Source organism: Brasilonema angustatum (assembly GCF_059505445.1).
On record NZ_JCACKO010000133.1, the window covers coordinates 97,735 to 109,220 of the forward strand.

2 protein-coding genes and 2 pseudogenes are annotated in these 11,486 nt (G+C 43.8%); all 4 read left to right on the plus strand.

The annotated features are described in order from the left end of the window. Positions 1–61: 61 nt before the first annotated feature. Positions 62–4,513: pseudogene (locus AC5JM2_RS23810) on the plus strand (type I polyketide synthase); the annotation flags it as partial. 189 nt (positions 4,514–4,702) lie between these two features. Then, positions 4,703–6,061: pseudogene (locus tag AC5JM2_RS23815) on the plus strand (zinc-binding dehydrogenase); the annotation flags it as partial. A 63-nt stretch (positions 6,062–6,124) separates the two neighbouring features. Continuing rightward, complete coding sequence (locus tag AC5JM2_RS23820) at positions 6,125–6,835, plus strand: phosphopantetheine-binding protein (protein WP_495837340.1); 711 nt, start codon at positions 6,125–6,127, stop codon at positions 6,833–6,835. After that, positions 6,828–11,471, plus strand: coding sequence for a type I polyketide synthase (locus AC5JM2_RS23825; protein ID WP_495837298.1), 4,644 nt, complete (start codon positions 6,828–6,830; stop codon positions 11,469–11,471). The genes AC5JM2_RS23820 and AC5JM2_RS23825 overlap by 8 nt, the downstream gene beginning before the upstream one ends. Positions 11,472–11,486: the final 15 nt, after the last annotated feature.

Below are 11,486 nucleotides of genomic sequence, written 5' to 3' on the forward strand. Positions count from 1 at the left end.
ACAGAATTTAGGATAAATACCTAAATAACCATCAGTGCAAATCATCAAGAAGGAAATTGTCATGAATAGCCTAGAAACACAAAATCAAATAGGCGATTTAGATATAGCGGTTATCGGTATGTCTGGACGGTTTCCTAAAGCCAGGAATATTGATGCTTTTTGGCAGAATTTGCGCTCAGGGGTAGAATCAATTTCGTTTTTTTCAAATCAAGAACTAGAATCATTCGGGGTAGATCCATCTTTACTGACTGACCCTAATTATGTTAAAGCAAATGCTGTACTGGAAGATATAGAATTATTCGATGCTTCATTCTTTGATTACTCTCCCAGAACAGCAGAAATAATGGATCCACAGCACCGGCTCTTTTTGGAAACTGCCTGGGAGGCTCTTGAAAATGCTGGCTATGATTCTAAAACCTATGATGGTCGGATTAGTGTTTATGGTAGTGCCAGTATTAGCAGCTATTTTTTATTCAATCTTTTCTCTAATACCGAACTGCTAAAATTAGTCGGTCTTGACCAAATTAGGCATAACAATCGTACAGATAACCTGACAACCCGAGTCGCTTATAAGTTGGATCTTAAGGGGTCAGCTATCACTGTTCAAACTGGATGTTCTAGCTCATTAGTTGCTGTTCACTTAGCTTGTCAAAGCTTGATAGATCGTGAATGTGATATGGCTTTGACTGGTGGAGTTTCTGTAATAGGATTGCAAAAAGCTGGCTATATTTATCAAGAAGGGGGAATTTTGTCTCCTGACGGACACTGTCGCGCTTTTGATGCTCAAGCAAAAGGAACTGTGAGCGGTGATGGTGTGGGCATAGTCGCTTTAAAGCGATTAGCAGATGCTCTCGCTGATGGAGATAATATTCATGCTGTTATTAAAGGTTCAGCTATTAATAATGATGGTTCTTCAAAAGTTGGCTATACAGCTCCAAGTATCGATGGTCAAGCAAAGGTGATTGCTGAGGCTCTTGCGATCGCCCAAGTTGAACCTGAAACAATCAACTATGTTGAAACTCATGGCACTGGGACTGTTTTAGGAGATCCTATTGAAGTTGCAGCGCTTACCAAATCTTTTCGCGCCAAAACTAAAAAAAAGGATTTCTGCGCTCTTGGTTCAGTAAAAACCAACATCGGACACCTAGATACTGCGGCTGGTGTTGCTGGTTTAATCAAAACCATTCTCGCACTCAAACACAAACAGATACCACCCAGCTTGCACTTTCAAGAGCCTAATCCCCAGATTGATTTTGCCAACAGCCCCTTTTATGTTAACAGTACGCTCTGCCAATGGAAGACAAACGGAACACCACGCCGTGCAGGCGTCAGTTCCTTTGGCATTGGCGGTACTAATGCCCATGTGATTCTTGAGGAAACCCCAAAGATTGAAGCATCTAGTCCTGGGCAGACATATAAGTTGTTGGTACTCTCCGCTAAAACTAGTTCAGCACTAGAGACTGCTACAGCAAATCTGGTTAAGCACTTGCAGCAGCATCCTGAAATCAACTTGGCAGATGTCGCTTACACTCTTAGTGTAGGTCGTCGAGTGTTTGATCATCGCAGGATGGTGGTTTGTCAAGATATTGACGATACAGTTAAAATTTTAGAAACAAAAGACCCGCAACGAGTTTTTACCCATTTCACCGAACCTTGTGAGCAAGAAGTTGTGTTTATGTTTCCTGGTCAGGGGTCTCAGTATGTAGAGATGGGTCGAGAACTATACCAGAGTGAGCCAATTTTTCGGGAACAAGTTGATTATTGCTGTAAAATACTTATACCTATTTTAGGGCTAGACTTACGCACTATTCTGTATCCAAGCGAAGAACAGCAAACAGTAGCAGCACAGCAGCTGACACAAACCCATATTACCCAACCGGCGCTGTTTGTGATTTCGTATGCTTTAGCACAATTGTGGATGGCCTGGGGAGTGCGTCCTTCTGCAATGATTGGTCATAGCATAGGAGAATATGTGGCAGCCTGTTTGGCTGGTGTTTTTTCTCTGGAAGACGCATTGGCGCTGGTAGCAGTTCGTGGACAACTGATGCAGCAAATGCCTGCTGGCGATATGCTAGCTGTACCCCTAAGCGAGAAACAAGTGCAATCAATGCTTGGCGAAGAACTTGCCCTAGCTGCAATCAACGCACCATCTCTGTGCGTGGTTTCAGGACCAAGGTCGGCGATTGATGAATTGCACAACTCTTTGACTGAAGAAGGGGTTGACTGCCGTCGGCTGCATACATCGGGTGCCTTTCATTCTCAAATGATGGAGCCAATCATTGAGCCGTTCATAGCACAGGTCAAAAAAATTAACCTAAAGGCTCCGCAAATTCCGTTTGTATCCAACATGACTGGTACTTGGATTACTGTAGCAGAGGCAACCGACTCAAGCTATTGGGCAAAGCATCTACGGCAAACGGTGCGCTTTGCTGAGGGTATTGCTCAGTTGCTGCAAAAGCCAGAGCAAATTCTTCTAGAAGTAGGTCCTGGACGCACGTTGAGTACATTAGCTAGACGACATCCAGATAAAGCGGCAGAGCAAGTTATGTTAACTTCGTTACGCCATCCACAAGAACCGATCTCGGATGTAGCGTTTTTGTTAAATACATTAGGTCAGCTATGGCTTGCTGGAGTACAGGTAGATTGGTCGAGATTCTATACCCATGAGCGGCCTCGTCGCCTACCCTTGCCAACTTATCCCTTTGAGCGTCAGCGTTACTGGATTGAACCTAAAAAACAAGCAAACGCTGTCAAGACGGATGTAGAGACTCAACCTACAACCTCTCCACGCAAAAATCCGGAAATGGCAAACTGGTTCTACATTCCATCTTGGAAACGCTCCCCACTACCCGTTAATCAACCAAGTGAGAATCCAGTTTTGTCCTGCACTCTTGTGTTTATCGATGAGTGCGGCTTGGGTGAAGAACTGGTGAAACGACTCGAACTTGAGGCGCGGGATGTGATTGCTGTGAGGATCGGGTCAGAGTTTTCCAAGCTCAGCGAGCACAGATATGCTATCAATCCTCAACAACGTCATGACTACGAAACTCTGCTTAATGAACTTTTAGCACAAAACAAGTTCCCAAAAACAATTGTTCATTTATGGAGTGTCACCCCTGTTGATCGCATAGATTTAGAACTGAAAACAGTTGACAAATCTCAAGAAACAGGATTTTATAGTCTGCTGTTTCTAGCACAGGCACTTGGAAAACAGAATTTTACTGATGAGCTTCAAATCGCGGTTATTTCCAATAATATGCAGGAAGTGGCAGGCGAAGAGTTATTGTGTCCAGAAAAAGCTACTTTACTTGGACCTATTAGGGTCATTCCTCAAGAATACCCAAACATCAGCTGTCGTAGCATTGATGTTGTTATTCCTAAAGAAGCAAACTGGAGCAAGCAAAAACTCATAGACCAACTGCTTGTTGAGCTACAGGTTCATACTTCTGACCGAGTTATTGCTTACCGTGGTTTTCATCGTTGGGTGCAAAATTTTGAGCCGGTTCAATTGGATGAAGCAAAGGAAGAAAAACCAAGATTAAGGGAAAGGGGAGTTTATCTGATTACAGGTGGACTCGGAGGTATTGGACTTGTGCTGGCTGAACATCTGGCGCTTCAAGTACGAGCTAAGATGATTCTGACTAGACGCTCAGCTTTTCCTGCTAGAGATGAATGGGAACAATGGTTGACCACTCATGATGAGCAAGATGTTATCAGTTGTAAGATTCGGAAAGTGCAGGAACTTGAAGAACTGGGTGCAGAAGTTTTGGTGATCAGCGCTGATGTGACCAACTCTGAACAAATGCAACAAGCGATCGCTCAAGCACAAGGACAATTTGGTCAACTCAATGGTGTCATTCATGCAGCAGGGGTTCCCGGTGGTGGGGTGATTCAGCGAAAAACACCGGAAATGGCAGAAAGTATTCTAGCACCTAAAGTAAAAGGCACCTTGGTTCTTGATAGTATCCTCAAGGATGTTCACCTGGATTTCTTTGTCCTTTGTTCAGCACGTACTGGAATCCTAGGGGGATTTGGGCAGGTCGATTATGTTGGTGCAAATGCCTTTCTTGACGCCTTCGCTCACCATAAGACTCAGCAAGATGGCACATTCACCGTATCCATTGACTGGTGTGCTTGGCAGGAAGTGGGAATGGCAGCAGAGGCGGCTCAGCAACGAGTTCAAACTTCGGATATTTCCCAAACTCGTCAATTCAAAGAAGTCACCCACCCTTTATTTGACCAATGTATCATTGAGAGTCCACAGCAGGAGATATACGTTTCCCATTTAAGTGTAAATAAGCACTGGGTTCTGGAAGAACATAGGGTCAGAGGGAAAGCGACACTTCCAGGAACAGCTTATTTAGAAATGGCCAGAGCCGCTTGTGAGAATCATGCTCAGGACAAAACGATTGAAATTAGAGAAGTCTATTTCTTGACACCTTTAGTTGTAGGAGATGACGAGGAAAAAGAAGTTCGTACGCTTGTGAAGAAGCAAGGAGATGGCTTTGAGTTTTTGATTATAAGCCAATCTAACTTAGGGTCAGAGCAATGGCTTGAACATGCTAGGGGAGAAATAGTTTGTCTAGAGCCAGAATCACTACAAAAACATGACATTAAAGAAATTGAGGCAAGATGTCATGAGCAGGAAATTATTTTTACGCAAGATCATCAACCTCAATCAGGATACATAGAGTGTGGTCTTAGGTGGAACAACTTCAAGCAGGGAAAGCTTGGAATAAACGAGGGGCTGGCTATCATAGAACTGCCCGAAGTCTTCGCTACAGACATTAATTCATACCAGTTGCATCCAGCCTTATTAGACGTTGCTGTTAGTTCCTTGGCTACCAAATTTAAAGATGGAGCTGCTTACCTACCCTTTTACTACAAAAGGTTAACGATAAAAAGACCACTGCCTACAAAAGTATATAGTTATATAAAATATCTAGAGAACAATCAGTCCCAAAAAGAAATCCTGAAATTTAACATCACAATTATGGACGACCAGGGAACAGAACTGGTCGAAATAGAAAATTTCACTCTGAAGAAGGTAGACATTGACATACTTTCTACTAAACAGTCTGGCAGTCAAAGCGAAACAATACCTCCCATTCCTGAAAGCCAAAACTTCTGTTTAAAAATCTCTTCTCCTGGCATCTTAAGTAGCCTAACATTTGAGCCAACTACACGCCAGAAGCCAGGTTATGATGAAGTGGAAATCTCCGTTGGTGCAACGGGTCTCAACTTCAAAGAAGTACTTATAGCGCTGGGACTGCTTCCTGTTCCACCCAATGTTCCTGTCAAGTTTGGTTTGGAATGTGCTGGAAAGATAGTCGCACTGGGAGAAGGCGTTGAGAGTTTTGAGATAGGAGATGAAGTCATTGCTTTTGGCTATTCATGCTTTAGCCCATTTATAACAACTTCTGCAAAGTGGGTTGTACCAAAACCAGATCATCTCAGTTTAGAGGAGGCAGCAACAATTCCGATTGCCTTTGCAACCGCCTACAATTCTCTAATCAAAGTGGGCAAGCTTTGCCAGGGCGAGAGCGTTTTGATTCATGCCGCTGCTGGTGGTGTAGGTATGGCTGCAGTGCAAATTGCCCAGTGGGTAGGAGCTAAAATCTTTGCTACAGCAGGTAACGCAGAAAAACGGGCGTTTCTGCATTCATTAGGCATTGAGCATATCATGGATTCTAGGTCTTTGGCTTTTGCTGACGAAGTGATGAAACGCACTGACGGCAAAGGTGTAGACGTGGTTTTGAATTCATTAGGGGGAGAATTTATACCCAAAAGCCTTGCGATTCTAGCACCCTATGGACGTTTCCTAGAAATTGGTGTGCGGGATATCCTCAACAACAGTCAATTGGGTCTGCGACCTTTTGAGAAAAGCTTATCGTTCTTTGCTACTCCGCTAAACCGTGAACACCCCAACTTCAGTAACCTGTTGAATGAAGTTATACAACACTTCCACGATGGAAATTTTAGTCCTCTTCCCCATCATGTTTTCCCAATTACGTCTGTGGCTAGTGCCTTTGAGTACATGGCTGCAACCAAGCATATTGGCAAGATTGTGGTATCCTTGCAGGATAAAGAGGCTTTCAGCAATTTAGTAACTGCGGAAGATGAGATGAGTCAAGAAGCAACTTTGACTGTAGCTTCTTCTGTCCAGTCGGGTACTCCATCTCCCATTCTGTCTTCAGCTAGTTCTGGCTTATTCAAAAAACCAGGATCATCCACAAACAGATTTCAAAGACAACTTCTCAAGGAAGAACTTTTACCAACAGAAGGAATAGAAGTCTTTCGACGAATTTTGGGGAGTACGCTATCCCAAGTTATTGTATCAACCTACGAGCTACAGAGTCGTGATTTTTTAATTCAAGGTAAACAGGATAATGGTTTTAAAGCTAAATCTTACCCTACAGTGTTAGAGACGGCTAACCTATCCAAACCAACACAACAACGACCATCACTAATTAATCCTTATGTTGCTCCCAGGAATGAAACCGAGCAAACGCTTGCTGACATTTGGCAAGAACTTCTTGGGATTGAGGCGATAGGAATTCACGACAACTTCTTTGAGCTTGGTGGCGATTCACTTCTTATAGTTCAAGTTCGCAGCAAACTGCGAGAAAAGCTTAACAAAGATATATCAATATCCGACTCATTTGAATATCCGACCATAAATGCCTTGGCAGAACATCTCATCGGCAAAGAGGATGAACAACCTGCCTATCAGCAAGCCTCGGACCGCGCCAAGAGGCGAAATGAAGCTATTGAAGAAAACAGCCAACAGATGAAGCGAAAACTAATCAAGCAAAATAAGAAGACAAATGGATAATCAAGAATCTCACGATTCCTTAAAAGGAATAGCTGTTATCGGGATGGCTGGTCGTTTTCCTGGAGCCAAAAGTACTGATGAGTTTTGGCAGAATTTGTCCCAAGGACGGGAGTCGATTTCATTCTTTACTGATGAGGAATTACTGTCAGAAGGTGTAGATCCGACTTTGCTGCATAACCCTCACTATGTAAAAGCAGGAGTTGATCTGTCAGACATAGAGATGTTTGACGCTTCATTCTTCGGCTTCACCCCTAGGGAAGCTGAAGTTATGGACCCACAACACCGTCTTTTTTTGGAGTGTGCCTGGGAAGCTCTTGAAAATGCAGGTTATGACCCTGAAACATATGAAGAGTTGATAGGAGTTTACGCAGGCAGCAACCTAAGTACTTACCTACTGAACAACCTGATCTCAAATCATGACCTTCTCAAATCGCTAAGTGGGACAATCATTGTTAGTGGTAATGATAAAGATCATATACCTACACGAGTTTCTTACAAATTGAACCTCAAGGGACCGAGCCTTAACGTCAGTACTGCTTGTTCCACGTCATTGGTAGCAATTCATCTAGCATGCCAAGGATTATTGAGTTACCAATGTGACATGGCGCTAGCTGGTGGCATTGCAGTACGAGTTTTGCAAAATAAAGGTTATTTATATCAAGAAGACGGAATGACTTCTCCCGATGGTCATTGTCGCACTTTTGATGCTAAAGCACAAGGCACCGTTTTCGGTAACGGTATGGGCATTGTTGTGCTAAAGAGGTTAGAGGAAGCACTGGCAAATGGCGACTGCATTTATGCAGTTATTAAAGGTTCAGCCATTAATAATGACGGTTCTTTAAAAGTGGGTTACACAGCACCCAGCGTCGATGGACAAGCTGCAGTGATTGCTGAGGCTCAGGCGATCGCTGAGTTTGCTCCTGAGACAATTACTTATGTAGAATGCCACGGAACAGGTACAGTTTTGGGCGATCCTATTGAAGTTAGGGCGCTGAAAAAAGTATTTAGTGCAGGAACAAACAAAAAGCGCTTCTGCGCCATTGGTTCAGTAAAAACTAATATCGGACATTTAGATAGGGCAGCTGGTGTTACAAGCCTTATCAAGACCGTCCTTGCACTCAAACACAAGCAAATACCACCCAGCTTGCATTTTGAGCAACCTAATCCCGAAATTGATTTTGCCAACAGTCCTTTTTACGTCAATACCAAATTGTTTGATTGGAAAACGAACGGTACTCCTCGCCGTGCGGGAGTGAGTTCTTTTGGCATTGGTGGGACTAATGCCCATGTGATTCTTGAAGAAGCTCCAGTTGTTGAACCATCTGATCCCGCTCGTCCCTGGCAGTTGTTGTTACTGTCTGCCAAGACTAGTACAGCACTAGAAACCGCCACAGCTAATTTAGCTACCCATTTAAAGCAGCATCCTGATTTGAATCTTGCTGATGTAGCTTACACTCTGAGTGTGGGTCGTCGAAATTTCGACCATCGCCGGATGCTGGTGTGCCAAGATCTTGAAGATGCGGTAAAGGCACTATCAACTCAAGATCCTCAACGACTTTTCACCCACTACCAAAAGCCCTGTAATCGCTCTGTCGTGTTCATGTTTCCCGGACAGGGTGCACAGTACGTGGAGATGGGTCAAGAACTCTACCAGAGCGAGCCAATTTTCCGAGAACAGGTTGATAAATGCTCGTACTTTTTAAAGCCTCACTTGGGAATTGATTTGCGCTCTGTGCTGTATCCAAGTAAAGAACAGATCCAAAAGGCGACACAGCAGTTGAAACAGACTCATATCACCCAGGCAGCGATATTTGTGATTGAATACTCGTTGGCTCAATTGTGGATGGCGTGGGGAGTACGTCCTTTTGCAATGATTGGTCACAGCATTGGGGAATATGTTGCAGCCTGCTTGGCTGGCGTTTTTTCTCTAGAAGACGCATTGGCGCTGGTAGCAGTTCGTGGACAACTGATGCAGCAAATGCCTGCTGGCGATATGCTAGCTGTACCCCTAAGCGAGAAACAAGTGCAATCAATGCTTGGCGAAGAACTTGCCCTAGCTGCAATCAACGCACCATCTCTGTCTGTGGTTTCCGGATCAAGGTCGGCGATTGATGAATTGCACAACTCTTTGACTGAACAAGAGGTTGACTGTCGTCGTCTGCATACATCAGGTGCTTTTCACTCCCACATGATGCAGCCAATCATCGAGCCGTTCATGGCACAGGTGAAAAAAATTAACCTTCAGGCTCCGCAAATTCCTTTTGTGTCTAATGTAACTGGTACTTGGATTGCTATAACAGAGGCAACCGATCCGAGCTATTGGGCAAAGCATTTACGGCAGACGGTGCGCTTTGCTGAGGGTATTACATTGTTGCTGCAAAAGCCAGAGCAAATTCTTCTAGAAGTAGGTCCTGGGCGGACATTAAGTACCTTAGTTAGACAACATCCCGAACAAGACGAACAACAGATTGTACTTTCTTCGTTACGCCATCCAAAAGAGCAACAATCGGATGTCGCCTTTTTGCTCAATACACTCTCGCGGCTCTGGCTTACCGGAGCAGAGATAGATTGGTCAGGCTTTTACGCCAATGAACGGCGTTATCGGATTCCCTTACCAACATATCCATTTGAGCGACAAAGATACTGGATTGAACCACAACCCTCAACCGTCTCTGTGACTACGTACCAAGAACCGTTACACAAAGAGCGCAATCTTGCCGATTGGTTCTACATCCCAGTCTGGAAAGAATCCCAACCGCTTGAATTTGTTGAAAATGCAGAACTGACAAAGCAGAAGTCGTGTTGGTTAGTTTTTGTTGATAACTGTGATGTGGGTTCACTTATAGTAAAACGCCTGCAACAACAAGGTCAAGACGTCATTACCGTGATGGTGGGAGATAAGTTTACTAAACTGTGCGATCGCGCATATTGCATTAATCCTCAACAAAAAGATGACTACGACGCTTTGCTCCAAACCCTTAGAGAACGGGATTTTACCCCACGAATGATTGCCCACTTATGGGGCATTACAGCGAACAATCAGACACCCTTTGAAATCGAGTCTTTTGAAACGAATCAGGCTCTTGGCTTTTACAGTCTGCTTTTCCTAGCCCAAGCACTTGGACAACAAGGTATTACCGATCCTCTTCAAATCCTGGTCGTGACCAACAACATTTACGATGTAACGGGCGACGAGAGCTTATGCCCAGACAAAGCAACTGTATTGGGACCATGTAAAGTGATTGGGCAAGAATATCCGAATATCACCTGCCGCAATATTGATATTGTTATTTCTAAATTTCCAACCTGGCAACAGGAGAAACTCATAGACCAACTTGTAGCGGAATTTACAGCACAGTCAAATAACTCAGTAATTGCCTACCGAGGTCATCATCGCTGGATACAAACTTTTGAAGCAGTCGGCTTAGGGGAAGCAAGCCCAGCAAAAACACGGCTGCGGCAAAAAGGAGTTTACCTAATCACTGGTGGACTGGGAGGTATTGGTCTGATACTGGCGGAGTATTTAGCTCAGACAATGCAAGCCAAACTGGTTTTGGTCGGGCGTTCTGGTCTTCCTGAAAAAGATGAGTGGGAAAAATGGCTAGCAACTCATGATGACCAGGATGCAGTCAGCCGTAAAATTAAGAAAGTACAGGCGTTAGAGCAGCTAGGTGCAGAGGTTTTAGTCAAGAGCGCTGATGTCGCCAACCTCGAACAGATGCAGTCAGTAATAGCGTTAGTCACTGAGCACTTTGGCGAGATTCATGGTGTGATCCATGCTGCAGGGATTGTTGGAGAAAACTCACAAAGAGCTATTCAAGAAACTTATATAACCGATTGCCAGTGTCAATTTCAACCAAAGGCCCATGGACTCTTCGTACTCGAAAAAGTTTTGCAGGGAAAAGCGCTGGATTTTTGTGTTTTGCTATCCTCTTTAGCGTCGATTTTGGGGGGATTAGGGTATGTCGCTTATTCGGCAGCGAATATCTTTATGGATGCTTTTGCCCACAAACAAAGTCAAACAAATCCTGTCCCTTGGATAAGCATTAACTGGGACATGTGGCAACTTAGAGAAAAAGAAGAACAAAATACAACTTATCAAACAACTTTGGCTAGATTAGCTATAATGCCTACTAAAGGTGTAGAAGTTTTTCAACGCATTTTATCCAAGAGTACAGTAAATCAAGTAGTTGTTTCTACAGGGGATTTGCAAGCAAGGATTGAGCAATGGTTAAAGCTTGAATCATCACGAAATATTGAGCAGAACAATTCTTCGCAAGACGAATTAGCGCTGTCGAGTATCGCCAAACCAACTCATCCCCGCCCCAATTTGGGGAATGATTACGTTGCTCCCCGCACTCATGTTGAGCAAACCATAGCCAACATTTGGCAACAACTTCTTGGCATCGAGCAGATAGGCATTCATGACAACTTCTTTGAGTTGGGTGGGCACTCACTGCTAGCAACCCAAGTTATTTCTCAGTTGCGAAAAGCTTTTCCAGTAGAGTTATCTCTACGCAGTATCTTCTTTGAATACTCTACTATTGTCGAGTTAGGCGAACTTATTGAAAAAATGGTTATGGAGAAAATAGAACAATTATCTGAAGAGGAAGCTCAACTTCTTTTAGGAGTTTAATTTTGACTAAAACCT

Excerpts from the sequence above, each read along its gene's own strand:
- AC5JM2_RS23820 (WP_495837340.1), top strand. The coding sequence starts at position 6,125 with ATGAGTCAAGAAGCAACTTTGACTGTAGCTTCTTCTGTCCAGTCGGGT.
- AC5JM2_RS23825 (WP_495837298.1), top strand. The coding sequence starts at position 6,828 with ATGGATAATCAAGAATCTCACGATTCCTTAAAAGGAATAGCTGTTATC.